General features: G+C 36.9%; 14 protein-coding genes. 11 read left to right on the forward strand and 3 right to left on the reverse strand.

What is annotated here, in order from left to right; translation table 11 throughout:
* Nucleotides 1-64: 64 nt before the first annotated feature.
* Nucleotides 65-1624, reverse strand: a complete 1560-nt coding sequence (locus K1X82_10845) for a solute:sodium symporter family transporter (protein MBX7182602.1) — start codon at nt 1622-1624, stop codon at nt 65-67.
* A 225-nt stretch (nt 1625-1849) separates the two neighbouring features.
* Between K1X82_10845 and K1X82_10850 the strand changes: the two genes are divergently transcribed.
* From K1X82_10850 to K1X82_10865, 4 genes are all read left to right on the forward strand, one after another.
* Entirely contained in the window at nt 1850-2812 is a 963-nt protein-coding gene (locus tag K1X82_10850) for a hypothetical protein (GenBank protein MBX7182603.1), read from the forward strand.
* Nucleotides 2813-2875: 63 nt separating this feature from the next.
* Nucleotides 2876-5983 carry a SpoIIE family protein phosphatase gene (locus K1X82_10855; protein ID MBX7182604.1) on the forward strand — a complete coding sequence of 1036 codons (3108 nt, stop codon included), beginning with the start codon at nt 2876-2878 and terminating at the stop codon, nt 5981-5983.
* Nucleotides 5984-6017: 34 nt separating this feature from the next.
* Nucleotides 6018-6965, forward strand: a complete 948-nt coding sequence (locus K1X82_10860; protein MBX7182605.1) for a tetratricopeptide repeat protein — start codon at nt 6018-6020, stop codon at nt 6963-6965.
* 46 nt (nt 6966-7011) lie between these two features.
* Complete coding sequence (locus K1X82_10865; protein ID MBX7182606.1) at nt 7012-7725, forward strand: low affinity iron permease family protein; 714 nt, start codon at nt 7012-7014, stop codon at nt 7723-7725.
* Here K1X82_10865 and K1X82_10870 read toward each other — a convergent pair.
* A complete protein-coding gene (locus K1X82_10870; protein MBX7182607.1) occupies nt 7694-8344 on the reverse strand; it encodes an MBL fold metallo-hydrolase in 651 nt (216 codons plus the stop codon). The two genes, K1X82_10865 and K1X82_10870, sit on opposite strands and share 32 nt — an antisense overlap.
* A 195-nt stretch (nt 8345-8539) precedes the next feature.
* Here K1X82_10870 and K1X82_10875 point away from each other — a divergent pair, with 195 nt between their 5' ends.
* The 7 genes from K1X82_10875 to K1X82_10905 all read left to right on the forward strand — a co-directional run bounded on the left by K1X82_10875 (nt 8540) and on the right by K1X82_10905 (nt 15715).
* Entirely contained in the window at nt 8540-10072 is a 1533-nt protein-coding gene (locus K1X82_10875; GenBank protein ID MBX7182608.1) for an aromatic amino acid ammonia-lyase, read from the forward strand.
* Nucleotide 10073: 1 nt separating this feature from the next.
* Complete coding sequence (fabG, locus tag K1X82_10880; protein MBX7182609.1) at nt 10074-10802, forward strand: 3-oxoacyl-ACP reductase FabG; 729 nt, start codon at nt 10074-10076, stop codon at nt 10800-10802.
* Nucleotides 10803-10805: 3 nt separating this feature from the next.
* The gene (locus K1X82_10885) at nt 10806-12032 is read left to right on the forward strand and encodes a beta-ketoacyl-[acyl-carrier-protein] synthase family protein (GenBank protein ID MBX7182610.1); all 1227 of its coding nucleotides are present in this window, start codon (nt 10806-10808) and stop codon (nt 12030-12032) included.
* A gap of 5 nt (nt 12033-12037) precedes the next feature.
* A complete protein-coding gene (locus tag K1X82_10890; GenBank protein MBX7182611.1) occupies nt 12038-12301 on the forward strand; it encodes an acyl carrier protein in 264 nt (87 codons plus the stop codon).
* 257 nt (nt 12302-12558) lie between these two features.
* Nucleotides 12559-12849: an integration host factor subunit beta gene (locus K1X82_10895; protein ID MBX7182612.1), complete on the forward strand. Its 291-nt coding sequence runs from the start codon at nt 12559-12561 to the stop codon at nt 12847-12849.
* A gap of 34 nt (nt 12850-12883) precedes the next feature.
* A complete protein-coding gene (locus K1X82_10900) occupies nt 12884-13711 on the forward strand; it encodes a tetratricopeptide repeat protein (GenBank protein ID MBX7182613.1) in 828 nt (275 codons plus the stop codon).
* Between the two features lie 456 nt (nt 13712-14167).
* On the forward strand, nt 14168-15715 hold the full coding sequence (locus tag K1X82_10905) for a ribonuclease E/G (GenBank protein MBX7182614.1): 1548 nt from the start codon (nt 14168-14170) through the stop codon (nt 15713-15715).
* Nucleotides 15716-16271: 556 nt separating this feature from the next.
* Here K1X82_10905 and K1X82_10910 read toward each other — a convergent pair.
* The gene (locus tag K1X82_10910) at nt 16272-17336 is read right to left on the reverse strand and encodes a glycosyltransferase family 4 protein (protein ID MBX7182615.1); all 1065 of its coding nucleotides are present in this window, start codon (nt 17334-17336) and stop codon (nt 16272-16274) included.
* Nucleotides 17337-17514: the final 178 nt, after the last annotated feature.

A 17514-nucleotide genomic window follows, 5' to 3' on the forward strand; every position in this document is an offset into this window, starting at 1 on the left:
AACCAAGACCTTTTAGATTTAAGGCCAAAATGGAAGAAGCAGCAAGCTGAAAGGTGTTACGTAATTAGAAAAAGCGCACATAAAGTCCAATAATTACCAAAACCAAAGCAATGCTCCAGATCTTCACCAAAGTATTGGATTGAAGATCCATGGCTTTTAATTCGGGCAATTGGTAAGGTTTATCATTTGGACTAAGCAGGGTAATAGCTACTATGGCGGCACTAATCAGTAAAAAGGTAATTGCCATGTGGTGCAAAAATGCCACTTCAGGAAGAAAGTAAAGCAAAAGACCATATACCGGAATATTTAGCAAGATTCCGGTAATGGCGGCTCTGGCCGGCACTTTTTTCCAAAAAATCCCCCAAACAAAAACAGCGACAATACCGGGAGAAATAAAACCCCAAAACATTTGGATGTATTGAAAAACATTTTCGAATTTAGAAATCATGGGAGCCCAAATACAACCAAAAATCATGATGATTAAAGAAGACCATCGGCCCACACTAACCAAGTGGTTGGCCTGGTGATTTTTGCTTAGATAATTTTTATAAATATCGATGGTAAAAATGGTGGATGCGCTGTTGACAAGGGAAGCAAGGGTGCTCATTACAGCACCGAGCAAGGCAGCCAACATAAATCCCCTTAATCCTTGGGGCAAAAGGTTTTTTATCAATACCGGATAGGCTCCATCGCCGGTTGCAATTTGATCTTTATACAAAATAGAAGCGATGATACCCGGAAAGACTATGATAAAAGGAATAATAATTTTCATACTGGCAGCAAACAAAATGCCCTTTTGTCCTTCAGCCAGGTTTTGTGCTGCGAGTGTTCGTTGTGTAATAAATTGATTTAATCCCCAATAAAACAGGTTAGGAATCCAAAGTCCACCGACAAAAACGGCCACCCAAGGCATTTCAGGGTGATCTGCAGGTAGAACAGTATGCAATTTATCGGAGGCTTTGGAAACAAACACCTCCCAACCACCAATGGCATCCATTCCGAGGTAGGTAACGAGGGCACCACCTAGTAGCAAAGCACCACCTTGAAACAAATCGCTCCAAACTACCGCTTTCAAACCACCCCAAATGGTGTAAATTCCGGAGAGTGCAGCAATAATTAAAATTCCCTGAAGGGTATCGAGGCCATAAAGAACATTTAAAGCAAGTGCACCGCTATATAAAACGGTAGCTAATGCCACAAAGATGTAAGCCAGCATCATCAATCCTGCCATTAAACCTCTTGCAGTCTTGTTATAACGGTATTCTAAAAATTCGGGTATAGTGTAAATGCCACTTTTTAAAAACCGTGGCAAAAGAAAATAAGCAACGATAACCAAGGTAATGGCAGCCATCCATTCATAACTGGCAATGGCCAAACCTAGTTCGTATCCTCTTCCGGCCATACCTACAAAATGTTCTGTAGAGATATTGGATGCTATTAATGAAAAACCAATTAACCACCAATTTAAACCACGTCCGGCCAGGAAATAATCTTCGGAAGATTCCTCTTTACGCCCTTCCCAAAGCGAATAAAAAATGATAAAAAGAGTAAATCCGAAGAAACAGATGGTATCAAAAAGGTTAAAACCTTGAAGAATCTGAGTTTGAATAAGGGTGGTAAACATGGGTCCAAACATAAGATAAAAAGGAATGAGCAATTGTGTTATGTAGAATCATTCCAAATCGAAATATACGAAATTTTTGACAGAACAAAGGTCTTTACCTTTGACATTGAAATTAATTCGAAACCACAAACCACTTGTATTCGTTAAGAGAAGGAAATGACAAAATCATTGAGTAGACAGATATTTTTTATAATAGTTTTTTTATTAGTAATTTTTAGTGATGAAATGGTAATGGCTCAGCCAGTACCTGCCATTGATGAGAATATTCCCTTTCTTGTCACGTTTGGTAAAAAGAGTTCATTGAGCTACGGGGATGATGATTACATACAGATTTTCTTTTTGAGAATTCCGGTAACCTACAAGAATCCCATCTATGTTCGAATTTTTGATCCGGAAGTTGGGGGGGCAAATGATGAAGTCTATGGATCCACAGATACAAAGACCAAATTTTCAGTAATTGGCGGTAATGGTTCCTTTTCAAATCCGGATGCTAAACACATACATCCCAAGGGGAGTTATGCATCAGGCAACTTATTGGCCACAAAAACCTTTGGCAATTCTACCCAATATGACAATGACTGGTTTACGTTTGACCCTATCTATCCAACCGATGGAGAATGGGTAGAATCGGAGAATGCATACATAGTAAAAATAATTGCAGAAGGCGTTGAAGGAGATGATGGAAATTTATACCGTTACTTTTTTTCAACCTCTGCCGAAAAAAACATCCCAATTGAAGGGGCCAATGCCTTTACGTATGAATACACTTTTCGGATGCCTGAAAAAGCAGGGCAAGTTTGTCATTTATACCCTTATATCGATAAAAGTGTTGTTTCGGTTCAGCAACACAACTACGATTGGGACGAAGGTGGTGTAATTAAAATAGTTTCGTACGAGAAAAAAGGAGAATGGGTGGAAATGAGTAATGACCAGGAATGGAAGTCGAGTAAACATGTAATATTTGAGTCAGAAAGAGACAGGTCCTTGGATGTTCAGTTTGTTCCTTCAACGGCAGGAAAGGCCAATAACAATATTTGCTTTTACATTACCAATCAATATGGCCAATTTCTTCCTTTTTATACCATACCTATCGGTGGAAAGCCAATTTACAAGTATACCAATACATTGGAGAAGTTAAGAGAAACCGAACGATTCAACAAAGAAAAAATATACAAAAGAGTTAAATAAGCCGTGCAATTTACCTGGGTACGACATATCATACTAATAGTTTTCCTTTTCTATTGCCTTCCTATGAGGGCAAATGGTCCTATCTTAATTGGAAAGCAACAGGGTTTAATGGACCTTACCATTAATATGACTATTCAGGATAAAGATAACTATTTATGGATAGGAAGTAATAAAGGGCTTTACCGTTTTGATGGAAGAAAAAGCGAAAAATGTTCGAATAGTTACCTGGGTAAAGCCAATATTTCATCCGGATATTTAGACAAAAAAGGGTTTTTATGGATAGGAACCTATGAAGGACTGATTTTTATTTTTGATGGTTTAGTGTTTAAGCAGATCAATACACCTGCTTCTATTCAAAGTACCATTCTAGAGTTCCATGAAAATGCAGAAGGGAAAATTTTAGCTATTTCCAGATCAAATGGAATTGTTGAATTTAATTCACATTCTAATTTTAGGCAACATTTAGTAGGAGAGGATAAGTTTTTGATTTATTCATATTGCCAGTTAAAGCATAACAAAGCCCTGATTGGAACCGATAGTGGATTAAAAATAATTGATTTAAACACACAGGCATTGCGACCGGAAGCAGTGCCAATTTTAGAAGATATAAAAATAAATCAAGTTATACCACGACTAGATGGTGGATTTTGGGTGGCAACAGATGATGATGGGGTTTATCAGATTGATTTATATCCAAAGCCAACGATAATTTCTCACTTAGGTAAAGAAAACCAATTTCCCCAGCATGTCAATCGTATCAGTGAAGACGGCAAGTTATTATGGATTGGGACCAAATCTGATGGGGTGGTTCGTGCCAATTTTGGATACAGAAAAAATAGTTTAATTAATATCGATTATTTTTCATCAGGGGACAAATGGAACAATCCAACCGTCACCAACATTTTTATAGACCGGGAAGGAAATACCTGGTTATCCACATTCAATCATGGAATTTTGAAGTTTGAGAATGAAATTTTTGGTGTTTTTTATGGTCAGGGAAAATTGGTCGATGCTAATGTTACCTGTATAGAAAGAGATGAATTAGACAATTTTTGGGTTGGTACGTCAACCGGCGTTTTTCAAATGAACTTTAACGATGCCAAGTGGAAAATTAATGACTTAGCCTCATTAAATCTTTTACCGGAAGATCGAATAAATTGCCTTGAATTGGATGGAACTATTTTATGGATAGGTACTTCTCAAAATGGCCTTTTTCGGTTTGATATAAAAAGTTATTCCTCTAAACGCATTCAACTTGGCTCTGGAAACCTGGTTAATTCCATAAAATGCATTGAGAAAACCGGTGAAAATGAATTTTGGATAGGAACATCCGATGGGATTTTTGTTTTGGATGACCGAGGTGCATTAAAGCAGAAAATAACAACAGAGGATGGACTACCTCACAATTCAATTAATGATTTAGAGGCAACCAAAGATGGAAGGATATGGATAGCATCTGCCGAAAACAAAGTTGCCTATTATGAAGGTAAACAAATCAAACAAGTAAAAAATCAAAAGTTTGAAATAAGCAATATCAATTCCATTTGCACGGATGACAAAGGCCAGATATGGTTTGCTTCGTTAGGTTATGGTGTTTTTAATTACGATGGAATTCATTTTGAACGTTACAGTCAAAAAGATGGTTTAGCAAGTGATTATTGTTACAAAATCCAAAACGATATTAATGGTAGAATTTGGGTTAGCCATCAGAAAGGTCTAAGTAGTATAGACCCCAAAAAAAACCGATTAGTCAGCTATTACGGTTCTTTAGGAAACTCATCTTTTGACTTTTCGGTGAATAGCTTTTTCAAAGGGAACAAAACTATTTGGTTATGCACAGACATTGGAGTTTTAAGGTACAGTGAAAAAAATGAGAAGCTTGCCAGGCAGGAGCCAAAAATTCTCATCCATTTTGCCCAAGCAGATTCAACCAATTATGATCCTAGAAGAATCATAGAATTACCTTATGGAGCGCATAGTCTAAGTATACATTTTATAAGCCCCTACTTAAAAAACCCTGAAGCTATACGGTACAAATTCATGTTAAAGGGTTATGATAAGGGCTGGTCAGATGTGACGCCAATCAATTTAGCCTTTTACTCATCCCTGTATGATGGGAACTACGAATTTGTGGTAAAAGCTTGCAACGAATATGGCGTTTGGACCACGGAACCGGCAAGTTTAATTATTATCATTAAGAAACCATTTTTCAAGGAATGGTGGTTTTATTTGTTAGTAGTTACATCCTTTATCATGGGTATTTATTTATACATTCATTATCGAACCAATAAACTTTTAAAGGATAAACTCAAGTTAGAAGAAGTGGTGAGGATCAGGACAGAAGAATTAGAATTAAGAAACCAAGAAATCATTGAGAATAAAAATGAGATAGAGAAAAATGCAAAAAACATTACGGATAGTATTAAATATGCAAAACGTATCCAAAAGGCCATTTATCCAACTACAAGTCAATTTAAAAAACTACTTCCCGAGTCCTTTATTTTTTTCAAATCTAAAGGTATAGTATCCGGTGATTTTTATTGGATAGAAGAAAAAGGCAATAAAGTATTATTTGCAGCATGTGATTGTACGGGACATGGTGTTCCGGGAGCATTTATTTCAATAGTTACCAATAATTTATTGAACCAGGCAGTAAAGGAGCATGGTATAACTAAGCCTTCCATAATTTTGGATGAAGTAAACAAAGGAATTACCTCAACCCTCCACCAAACATTGGAAGATTCGACAGTAAAGGACGGAATGGATGCGGCTTTGTGTTGCTTGGATAAATCTACAGGGACATTGGAGTTTGCCGGTGCCTACAATGGATTGTACTTGATCAGAAAAGGAGAATTGTTAGAATTTAAAGCGGACAATATTCCTATTGGTAGGTTTATTGGTGAAGCTTATAAAACATTCACCAACCATGAAATAATCACTCAACCGGATGATGTTATCTATCTCTTCTCGGATGGATTTGCTGATCAGTTTGGAGGGCCGGAAGGAAAGAAAATTAAGAAAAGCAATTTTAAAAGGCTATTACTTGAAATATGGAGCCTTCCCATGGAAGAACAAAGAGAAAAACTTTATAACTTCTTTAAATCCTGGCAAGGTGAATTAGAACAAGTAGATGACGTATTAGTTATCGGTGTTCGGATAAAAAATTTTTAAATAATAAATCCATCAATTAAAAAAATCAGTAAAATTGAATTCAAATAGTAAATCCTTGAAACTTCCTTCTCTCTTTTTGGTTTTTATCCTTACCATTAGCTTGGTTCAGATTTCTCTTGGACAAGAAAGCTTTGAGAAAGTCTTCAATTCAGGTTTAACCAATGCACAAACCGGAAAATATGAATCAGCTATTTTAGATTTTACAAAGGCAATTAAACTAAAAGAAAACGATGCGAAATCATATTATTACCGCGGTTTAGCCTATTATGCCACCAAACGAAGTATTGACGCTATTGCTGATTTTAGTAAAGCCATTTTAATAGATCCAAATTTTAATGAAGCTTACAAATACCGAGGTATTTTGTATAATAATGAACAGAATTATAAAAAAGCTTTAGAAGATTTAACCATTGCTGAAAAAATGTTCCCTAACGACAGAGAAGCTCATCTCAATCGGGGAATAGCTTTACACAATTTGGGCGATCAATTTGCCGCGATAGTGGAATTTGAATTAGCTATCAAGTTAAACCCGAATGAAGAAAAAGTTTATTTGTTCAGAGGAATGGCTCAAATGAAATTAGAAAAGTTCATGGAAGCTGTTTCTGACTTTGATAAAACCTTGTCCATAAACCCTAACAATGTAGACGCTTTATTAAACAGAGGTATTTGTAACAATATGCTTAAAAGGCCGGAATTTGCTATATCCGATTACACCAAAGCACTGACAATCCGTCCTGATGATCCGGATATATATTACAATAGAGGAATTGCATATGATGCAATGGATAACTCACAAAAAGCCATTCAAGACTATTCCAAAGCTATAGAATTGAATCCAATGGATGCTGATTCCTATCTAAACCGAGGTATATCCAAGGTAGCAGCAGGTAATCCGGACGATGGCTGTGAAGATATTCTCAAGGCATCTGATTTAGGGTTAGAAAATGCAGTAATTGCCAGGAATAAATTCTGTAAAAAATAAACTGAAGAAAGGTTTGGAAATCCAATTCATTTTTCATCTTTGAGAAATGATTAGTCAAAAACCTTCCAAATCTTTATTTGAACGTTTTGCATTGGCTGTTGCCAAGGCTTCAGGTTCGTCTTATGCATTTTTTACTGCCCTGATTGTAGTGGTACTTTGGCTATTAAGTGGCCCTCTTTTTGGTTATAGCGATACCTGGCAATTGGTTATCAATACCAGTACTACCATTGTCACATTCCTGATGGTGTTTTTAATTCAAAAAAGTCAAAACTTAGATTCTTTGGCGTTTAAATTAAAATTAAATGAGTTAATCGCTTCTCAAAAAAATGCAAGTAATCGTTTGTTGGATGTGGAGGATTTAAGTGAAGCTGAAATGGAAATATTGGTAAAATTCTACGTGCTATTGAGTAGGAAAGCGGAGAAGGAAATGGCGGTACATGAATCTCACAGCATTGAAGAGGCAGAGTTCTTGCATCGGAGTAAGAAGCAGGATGGTCATCAAAATCGAAGGCAAAAACCATATAAGCCACAAAACCTTCCACAAAAATTAGCACTTCAAGATAAAGAGAAAAAAAACATATCCTCTAATAGCTTGAATAATCCTCAAAAACCCAAATTACAATCAGAAAAAGAGGAAATAAACTCCAATGTAACAACACCTGTTAAAAAGAAGAGGCCTTGGAGAAAACCAAGGCCAAAGAAAGATTCGGGCAACGGGGCCGGAGAAATTAACTCAAATATTCCAAAACAAACGGATTAGTTTGTTTTTCTTTACCAATGGTTGTTTCAGGTCCATGTCCACAAAATATTGTTGTATCATTTGGCAAACTAAATACTTTATTCACAATGCTGTCCATAAGTGTTTGATAATTACCTCCCGGTAAATCGTACCTTCCAATTCCTCCCGCAAACAATACATCACCTGAAAACAAGCTGTTCGATTCTGAATGGTAAAAACTGACATGACCAGGGGCATGACCTGGCGTAAAAAGAATATCCAATGAGCTAAGACCAAACTCGATTTTATTATAATCATCGAGAAACTGAGTCGGAATAGGAGGGTCATCCATTCGAAGGCCAATTAATACCCCATAAGGTGCTGCAGCTTTTAAGGTTTTTAAATCTGCACTATGCATCCAAGGCTCCAGATAATAGGTATTTTTAATAAAACTATTCCCCATAACATGGTCAATATGAGCATGTGTATTCAAGAGCAGCCTAGGTTCTAAATTATTTTCTTCAATAAATTGTTGAATTACCCTCTTTTCTTCAGGTAAATAGCAACCCGGATCAATAATGGCACATTCCAATGAGTTATCCCAAACAATAAATGTATTCTCTTGAAAAGGATTAAAGGTAAATTTCTTGATCTTTATCATTCTTTTAATGCGATTGCAAAGGAAATAGAAAAGTATGAAAACCAGAGCCCAACTTTTCTTAAATCCAGAATTAGTAAGATTTTATAAAAATATGATGAATGATCTTTTTACAATTTAACATTAGGTTTATCTTTGCTCTCTCTTTGGAAATTGCTTTCCAAAGAGTTCTAACAAAGACAAATCCGGATATAAGGCATGAAAATAGGGAGTGGAGAATTAGATTCCAGTCAATTTACCGAAATCGTTCTTGGACAGAAAAAGGTAGAAGTTTCTAAAGAAGCTATTGAGAAAGTTCAACGCAGCTTTAACTTTCTAGAGCAGTTCTCGAAAGATAAAGTTATTTATGGGATAAACACAGGTTTTGGAAGTATGGCCCAGTTTAAAATTGATGATAAACATAGGTCCGAACTTCAATACAATTTAATCCGCAGTCATAGCTCAGGTTTAGGGTCTGTTCTTCCCGATACTTATTTACGAGCTGTAATTTTAGCTAGATTGAATACGCTAATTAAAGGTTATTCAGGTATTCACCCGGAAGTAATTGACACCTTGGTTAGTTTGCTAAACAAGGACGTTTTACCATTAATTTTTGAACATGGAGGAGTAGGTGCCAGTGGAGATTTGGTCCAATTAGCGCATCTTGCTCTTGGACTGATTGGAGAGGGTGAAGCAAGGTACAAAGGTAAAACTATGGATACTGCTGTTGCTTTTGAAAAGGCAGGAGTAAAACCTATTGGTATTCATATTCGGGAAGGTTTAGGTTTAATGAATGGAACCTCTGCCATGACAGGAATAGGAATTCTGAATATTCAAATGGCTAAACGGGCTCTGCATTACTCTATTGCTGCCTCTGCCATGATTAATGAAGCGGTTCAGGCTTATGACGATCATTACTCCTTTGAACTAAATGCAACCAAAAGGCACAACGGACAAGCTTTCGTTGCAGCTGAAATGAGAAAATTACTGAATGGAAGCAAACTTACCAAACACCGCCCTGATCATTTGTACAACAAGAAAGTAGAAGTGGATGTAATCAAGGAAAAGGTTCAAGAATATTATTCTGTTCGTTGTGTTCCACAAATATTAGGTCCTGTTTGGGATACCTTAGAATTTTCTGAAAAAATCCTGATAGATGAATTAAATTCTGTCAATGACAATCCGGTTATTGATGCCGAAAGACAGAATGTATTTCATGGCGGAAATTTTCATGGTGATTATGTTTCGCTGGAAATGGATAAGGTGAAACTGGCCATGACTAAAACCAGTATGTTAGCTGAGCGACAATTAAATTTCTTGTTTAATGATAAATTGAATAATGTATTGCCACCTTTTGTCAATCTAGGAAAATTAGGTCTTAATTTTGGAATGCAAGGGGTTCAATTTACTGCTACAAGTACAACTGCAGAAAATCAAACTTTAAGTAATTCTATGTATGTTCATAGTATTCCATGTAACAACGACAATCAAGATATTGTTAGCATGGGAACCAATTCAGCGTTATTAACCAAAAAGGTCATTGATAATACCTTTGATGTTTTAGCTATCGAAATGATGTCTATTGCCCAAGCCATAGATTACATTAAGTCGGATAAAAAAATGTCGCCCTTAACTAGGAAAGTTTACAATCAAATCCGCCATGTTTCAGATAAATTCATTGGCGATGCACCTAAATATAAAGAGATTGAAAAGCTAAGTTCCTATTTAAAAAACAATGACTTAGAACTTTAGCATGAAAACAGCATTAGTTACCGGAGGATCCAGAGGAATTGGAAGGGCTATTTCGTTGAAATTGGCAAGTATGGGTTATTTTGTTTTAATTAATTATAGATCCAACGAAACAGAGGCTAAAAATTGTCTGGAATCCCTCCTTGCAAATGGAGGTACAGGCGAATTACTAAAGTTTGATGTTTCCAATACCATCCAAACCAAGGAATGTTTGGAAGCTTGGATAGCCTCTCATCCTGAAAATCCAATTGAAATATTGGTCAATAATGCCGGAATTACAAAAGACATGTTAATGGTTCAAATGGAATGGGAAGATTGGAATTCCGTAATCCAAACCAACCTAAATAGTTTTTACAATGTAACCAAACCAGTATTACAAGGAATGGTTAGGAAACGCTATGGTAGGATAATTAACATAGTATCCTTAGCTGGGGTAAAAGGAAATCCAGGGCAGGTAAATTATGCTGCAACAAAGGCAGGAATTATTGGAGCAACCAAATCATTGGGTTTGGAACTTGCTAAACGAAATATTACTGTTAATGCAGTAGCTCCAGGATTCATTTCCACCGATATGACTTCCGCACTTCCAGAGGCAGAATTAAAAGGAATGATTCCAATGAATCGTTTTGGCAAACCGGAAGAAGTTGCTTCCTTGGTCGGTTATTTAGCCTCACCGGAGGCAAGCTATATTACTGCAGAAGTCATTAATGTCAATGGAGGTTTATATAGTTAATTCATGGAAAACAGAGTTGTAATTACAGGTATAGGAATTTATAGTACCATCGGAACTGATCTGGAAAAGGTAAGGCATTCCTTATTTAATGGAATTTCCGGAATAGGATTTGAACAAGCTAGAAAAGAATTTGGATTTAGATCGGCATTGACGGGTGTAATTGATAAGCCCCAACTAAAAGGAATCTTGGATAGGAGAACCAGAATTATGCTGCCCGAACAAGGTGAATATGCGTATCTTGCCACTGCTGAAGCCCTTAAAAACGCCCAAATGGATCAGGATTATCTTGATTCACATATTGTTGGAATACTCTACGGAAACGATAGTTCATCCGGTCCTGTAATTGAAAGCAACGATATTGTAAGAGAAAAAAAGGATACCCAATTACTTGGTTCAGGATATATTTTTCAAAGCATGAATAGCACCGTGACCATGAATTTGGCCACTATTTTCAAATTAAAGGGCGTTAATTTCACTATATCGGCTGCTTGTGCAAGTGGAAGTCACTCCATTGGTATTGGCTATGTATTAATTAAACATGGTTTATCTGATGCAATCATTTGTGGAGGTGCCCAGGAATTAAACCTTCAAAGTATGGCAAGCTTTGACGGATTGGGTGCATTCAGTGCCCGTGAATCAGATCCTACAAAAGCCAGCAGGCCATTTGATAAAAACAGAGACGGTTTGGTTCCGAGCGGTGGAGCAGCTACTGTTATTTTGGAAAGTTTGGAGAATGCTTTAAAACGCGGAGCTCCAATTTTAGCTGAGGTTATTGGATATGGGTTTAGCTCCAATGCTGCACATATTTCCCAACCTACGGTTGAAGGCCCTGCTCGTAGCATCAGCATGGCTTTAAAGGAATCCGGTTTACAAGCAAAGGATTTGGATTACATAAACGCTCATGCCACCAGCACTCCAATTGGTGATGCACATGAGGCCCAAGCCATTTATTCGGTTATTGGTGACTTAAATATTCCGGTAAGCAGTACCAAAAGTATGACCGGACACGAATGTTGGATGGCAGGGGCAAGTGAAGTAGTTTACAGCATGTTAATGATGCAAAACGATTTTGTTGCACCTAATATCAATTTCGAAACACCGGATGAAAATTCTGCTAAACTCTTTATTGCTGATAAGACTTTGGAAAAGAACATTGATGTATTTTTGTCCAATTCTTTCGGCTTCGGAGGAACCAATAGCACTTTGATAGTTAAAAAGTATAAACCATAGGAACCATGTCTGAAACAACTACCTTAACCAACCAAGCAACCATTGAAAAGATTAATTCTATCTTCATAAATGAGTTTGAAGTGGATGCCAGTGATATATCACCGGACAAAAACTTAAAAGAAACCTTGGATCTGGATAGCCTTGATTATGTAGATTTGGTAGTACTGATTGATGACAATTTTGGATTTAAACCAAAAGGCGAAGATTTTACAACCATCGTGACTATCCAGGATTTCTATAATTTTGTAATTACCAATGCTAGAAAATAAACTTATCTAGATTAAATTAACAACTATAAATTTTTTACCTAATTTTATTATTTAAAAATAACCCAATTATACTAAAAGGAAATTCATTCTAAATTGAACTAAACTGGGCTTTCCATACCCGAAAAAAGCTATCTTATTTATTAATTTGATTGTTTCTGAAAATTAAGACAATCATTGTTTTTATTTTTAAAAAATACTCCCTATTTTTGCACCCCCAAAAATAACCACCTAAACCTAACACAAAAACCTAAAAATCAATGACAAAAGCTGACATTATCAACGAGATTTCCGAGAAAACCGGAGTTGAAAAAGTTGCAGTATCTGCTACCGTTGAAGCATTCATGAAAATTGTAAAAACTTCAATTACCACTGGTAACAATGTTTACTTACGTGGATTTGGAAGTTTTATAGTAAAAAAACGCGCCGCTAAGACTGGTCGTATTATTACCAAAAACCAAAGCATCGTTATTCCTGAACATTTTATTCCTGCTTTCCGTCCTGCAAAAACCTTTGTAGACAAAGTGAAGAAAAATCAGAAATCGAAATAATCAAGTATCGTTCTTTTTTTAATTAAGGTAATCTATGAATTCCAAAGGTTTGCAGTTAGGTGCAATTCTTTTCTGTGCTTTGGTTGCAGTAGGTTTTTACCTGCTTCCTAAAAAGGCTCCTGCTGGATTGGCAAAAAAAATGCCTATGGCCCAACTGGATACCTCTTTTTCCTTTTCGGATTTTGAAACAGAAGCCAGAAACAGCTTAGATAGCGGTTCTCTGGCGGCTTTAAATTCTTGGGAGACAAAAGGAGATACAGCCAGTTTAAAACAAGCCGCCGAATTTTGGGCTTCTGTTCAAAATGCCGGGATGTCGGGTTATTGCATTGAAAAAATTACCAGAATTGCACCAACGGTAGAAAACTGGTATAATGCCGGTTTTCGTTATCTAATTGCGGCTAGAACCACCGAAAAGGATGGACAAAAGCTTTTCTTCACCAAAAAGGCTATTTCCTCCTTTGAAAATGTTTTAGCAAAAGATTCCGGTAACCTAGAAGCCAAAGCTAATTTAGGTGTTTGTTTCGTTGAAGGTGCTCAACTACTAGGTAGTCCACCCATGCAAGGTGTTAAACTCTTGTTGGATGTGGTTGCTAAGGATCCAAACAATGTTACAGCCTTGGTTAATTTAGGATATTTTGCCTTGCAAAGCGGACAATTGGACAAAGCATTGGAACGATTCAATTACCTTGTTCAAATTAAGCCGGATTACCTCGATGCCTATATCTACCTTGCCAATGTTTATGAAAAGATGGGTAAGAAAGATGAAGCTATCAAAACAATCGAAATATTGAAATCGAAGACCAAAGATCCTGAATTCCAAGTTCAACTTCAGAACTACATTCAGGAAATTAAATCTTCATAAAATACTAATTCACTAATTGTTAAACCATTAATCCGAAAATCTCATGCCAAGCGGAAAAAAACGTAAACGTCATAAGATGTCTACCCATAAGCGCAAAAAGCGTCTAAGGAAAAACAGACATAAAAAGAAATAAGTAGGGTAATTCTTCCCTTTTAAATATGTTGTTACACTAAGGAACGACCTGTTCGTACCTTGGTGTAACTTCCTATTTAGTAATTTGTGTATTCTTTACATTCCATTACTAGTATTATAGTAGATTTAGCTAAAGCTATTTCAAAAATTTCAATGGTTTATGCCATTTCAATAACTGTATAGTCCAAAAACAATTCTTCATTTTTGGACCATAACAGCAAGAAATTCAAATAATTCTTAGTTTGGAATCTATTGGCAACTTTAGGCTGAATATCCTTCTTCCTTAATTTGACATATCCAGGATTTTGAAAAGAGATTGTATCAATGAATTATGAACTAGTCATTGACGCCTCCCAGAGTGAGGTAGTCATTGCCCTGCTTCGCGATAAGCAACTCATAGAAATGCATCGTGAAAAGGGAAATTCCGATTTTGCCGTCGGAGATATCTATTTGGGCCGGATCAAAAAAATTATGCCGGGCCTAAATGCTGCCTTTGTTGATGTAGGTTATGAAAAAGATGCCTTCCTGCATTACCTCGACCTTGGACCTCAGGTTCAAAGCCTTCTTAAATATATGAAGTTGGCTCAACAAGGTAAAATCAACCATAGCACCTTACAACATTTTAAACAAGAACCCGATATTATCAAAACAGGTAAAATTACCCAGGTACTGAATAATATCGCCATGATTCCGGTTCAAATTGCCAAAGAACCTATCTCGAATAAGGGTCCTCGAATATCTTCCGAAATTTCAATAGCCGGAAGGTATGTAGTTCTTGTCCCTTTTAGCGAAAGAGTATCTGTTTCTCAGAAAATTAAAACCAACGAGGAGCGCGATAGACTCAGGAAAATGGCTCAAGAAACCAAACCAAAGGGCTTCGGAGTTATTGTACGTACAGTTGCAGAAGGGAAAAGCATAGCTGAACTCGAAGCAGATATGAAAGAATTGGTTGCCAAATGGGATAGCCTTTTTCAAGAACTTAAAAAAGCTCAGCCTCCGGTAAAATTGATCGGAGAAATAAATAAGAAACTTGCCATCCTGCGCGATATACTCAATGACACTTTTCAGGCTATTCACGTAAATAATGCCGAAATTGCCGATGAAATTCAGAATTACCTGAAGAATAAATCCACCGGATTGGAAGGAATAGTGAAGCTTTATAAAGGCAAGGCACCCATTTTTGACCATTTTGGCGTTGATAGACAAATTAAAGCGGCATTTGGAAAAACCGTCACGTTCAAAAATGGTGGTTATCTGATATTAGAGCATACCGAGGCAATGCATGTAATTGATGTAAATAGCGGTAACCGTTCTTCAGAAAACAATCAGGAAGCTAATGCATTGGAAACCAATCTGGAAGCAGCCAAAGAAATAGCACGCCAGCTTCGATTGCGTGATATGGGTGGAATCATCGTGATTGATTTCATTGATATGCACAACCAAGAACATAAAAACCAACTTTATCAAGTATTGAAAGATGAGATGAAGACCGATAAGGCCAAGCATAACATTCTTCCTCCATCAAAATTCGGTTTGGTTCAGTTAACCCGCCAAAGGGTACGACCTGAAACAAATATCAAAGTGCTTGAAAAATGCCCTACTTGCAACGGAAGTGGTGAAATTGGACCAACCATTTTGGTAACAGACGAAATTGAAAACAACATCCGCTTCATCCTAAAGGAGCAAAATGAGAAAAATATTACCCTGGCGGTTCATCCATTTGTGGGATCTTATCTGCAACATGGACTTCCTTCAACTCAAATGCGTTGGTGGTGGAAGTATGGATCTTGGGTGAAAATTAACTCCATCTCTTCTCTTAACTTCCTTGAATATCAATTCTATAACAAAGTTGGAGAGGAAATAACCGTTTAATTTTTCACCGGAAAGCCCTTGATCAATCTGGATTCAGGGGCTTTTTTCAAAGGCAAAATTCCATACCTTTTAAAGCATCTTATTTATTTAATTAATAGAATTTGGCGGGCCCCCTCCGCCCAAACCTATTTTTAAACAACTACAAAGGTCAGGAAGTGGGCGTTCGGGTCACGCTTTCAGCTGTAGTCCAAGTTCACTTTGCTAATCGCTGCGTGAACTTGGAGCTACTTGCTTCAATCGTTGCCCGAGGTGCAAACCCAGGCTGTAATGCTAACCAATCAAACTTATCAAACCTGAATTGACTGAATTTAATTGCCAATGAAAGAAAAAATGGCCAATGCAATTCTCATTAATTCACTAAACTTTGACTGGCAAATTACTTTGAACGAAGGACGTCAGGTTGGGGTTTAGTTCGGGCAGGGATAGCAACGGAAAGCCCACAGCCCGAACCCTTTCGGGCGAGGACTTGAAGTGAATAGCCCGGCGATTTTGCCTTTTGCAACTTGTAGTTTAACCGAAATGCCTGGGGGCAAAAGCGGCCCGCCCCTAAAATAAACTACAAATTAGGAACAAGTGAAGAAATAGCCTGGAACAATTTCAATTCCCTATTAGATTGAGGATAATGCGTAATAATTCGTTCACGAGCCTTTTCAGACAAGGAGTTTAAGTCGGCATGAAGGGCCAATTTTACCAAATCAACCAATTTATTGATATCGCGAATTTCTAGAATAAATCCAGTATCACCAATGATTTCAGGCATAGAAGAAACATTAGAAACAATTGGCACACAACCAGATGCCATAGCTTCTGATAAAGAATTTGGAAAACCTTCGGATATGGAGAATTGCAAATAAAACAAAGATTCTTGGTAAAATTTACCAATTTCATGGTTTGGCACCAAAGGAATACGTTTTAAGTTGGCAGGATCATTACTGGTATTGGTTTGCCGGGATGCTCCAATTAGAACAAACTCATAATCAGGAAAGTATCTTGCAAGTTGTTCCACCAAATCTACACCTTTAAGTTTGGCTCGGTTGGCGTCTTCCATGTAACCTGCAACAGTTAGAAATTGCTTTTTCCGAGGCCCGTTTGGTTTCCATTGTTCGGGGTCGTAGCCATTTTCTACAGGAAAAACCGGGGTATTAAGTTGAGGGAAAAAATTGAAAACCCCTTGCAATTTGTTGTCTTCCAAATAGTAAGTGTTTTCATAAGCCATTAATTTTTCATGAACCGGACAAAGCAAATTAGCCAAAAAATAACTTTTACCAATAAACCATTTCAAAAGACCATTTCGAAGATTTCCGTAGCTTAAAGTCGGGTAAGCCACACAATCACTTCCGCAACAAATGATAATATGAGGAACTTTAAAAATCTTTCCTAGAAGGCCGGGCAAAAAGGAGTGATAACCGCCGAATTGCGAAATACAAACTGAAAAGCTTGAGAGATTAAATAAAAGAAAAGTAAATTGTTTAAAAAAAACCCAAGGAAGGAGCAATTTACTAGACGCATTAAATTGAAATTCAATCACATCGAATTGTCTAGAAAGAATTCTAATATCCTTTTCGATAAAGGAAGCCCTTTTAATAAAGAACATTAGCAGTTTAGGTTTCTTGTAATTCATAAGGTTACTCGGACAAAGGTAGGAAGCAAAATGAAAGCGTTGTAAATTTAAGCTATCGGTGTGCATATCTTAATTCTAAGCATCTTTGCATCCAAACGGAGAAGTCCAACCACATGGGAATAATTCAAAGACAAAGTTTGGCAAATGCAATTCTGATTTATTCAGGGATTTTGATTGG

The sequence above is a fragment of the Bacteroidia bacterium genome, assembly GCA_019695265.1.
GTDB lineage: Bacteria > Bacteroidota > Bacteroidia > JAIBAJ01 > JAIBAJ01 > JAIBAJ01.

Bases quoted from the DNA above. Each gene is read 5' to 3' on its own strand.
- K1X82_10845 (MBX7182602.1), bottom strand. From the start codon at position 1,624: ATGTTTACCACCCTTATTCAAACTCAGATTCTTCAAGGTTTTAACCTT.
- K1X82_10855 (MBX7182604.1), top strand. From the start codon at position 2,876: ATGAGGGCAAATGGTCCTATCTTAATTGGAAAGCAACAGGGTTTAATG.
- fabG (MBX7182609.1), top strand. From the start codon at position 10,074: ATGAAAACAGCATTAGTTACCGGAGGATCCAGAGGAATTGGAAGGGCT.
- K1X82_10870 (MBX7182607.1), bottom strand. From the start codon at position 8,344: ATGATAAAGATCAAGAAATTTACCTTTAATCCTTTTCAAGAGAATACA.
- K1X82_10905 (MBX7182614.1), top strand. From the start codon at position 14,168: ATGAATTATGAACTAGTCATTGACGCCTCCCAGAGTGAGGTAGTCATT.
- K1X82_10895 (MBX7182612.1), top strand. From the start codon at position 12,559: ATGACAAAAGCTGACATTATCAACGAGATTTCCGAGAAAACCGGAGTT.
- K1X82_10910 (MBX7182615.1), bottom strand. From the start codon at position 17,336: ATGAATTACAAGAAACCTAAACTGCTAATGTTCTTTATTAAAAGGGCT.
- K1X82_10850 (MBX7182603.1), top strand. From the start codon at position 1,850: ATGGTAATGGCTCAGCCAGTACCTGCCATTGATGAGAATATTCCCTTT.
- K1X82_10900 (MBX7182613.1), top strand. From the start codon at position 12,884: ATGAATTCCAAAGGTTTGCAGTTAGGTGCAATTCTTTTCTGTGCTTTG.
- K1X82_10890 (MBX7182611.1), top strand. From the start codon at position 12,038: ATGTCTGAAACAACTACCTTAACCAACCAAGCAACCATTGAAAAGATT.
- K1X82_10865 (MBX7182606.1), top strand. From the start codon at position 7,012: ATGATTAGTCAAAAACCTTCCAAATCTTTATTTGAACGTTTTGCATTG.
- K1X82_10885 (MBX7182610.1), top strand. From the start codon at position 10,806: ATGGAAAACAGAGTTGTAATTACAGGTATAGGAATTTATAGTACCATC.
- K1X82_10875 (MBX7182608.1), top strand. From the start codon at position 8,540: ATGAAAATAGGGAGTGGAGAATTAGATTCCAGTCAATTTACCGAAATC.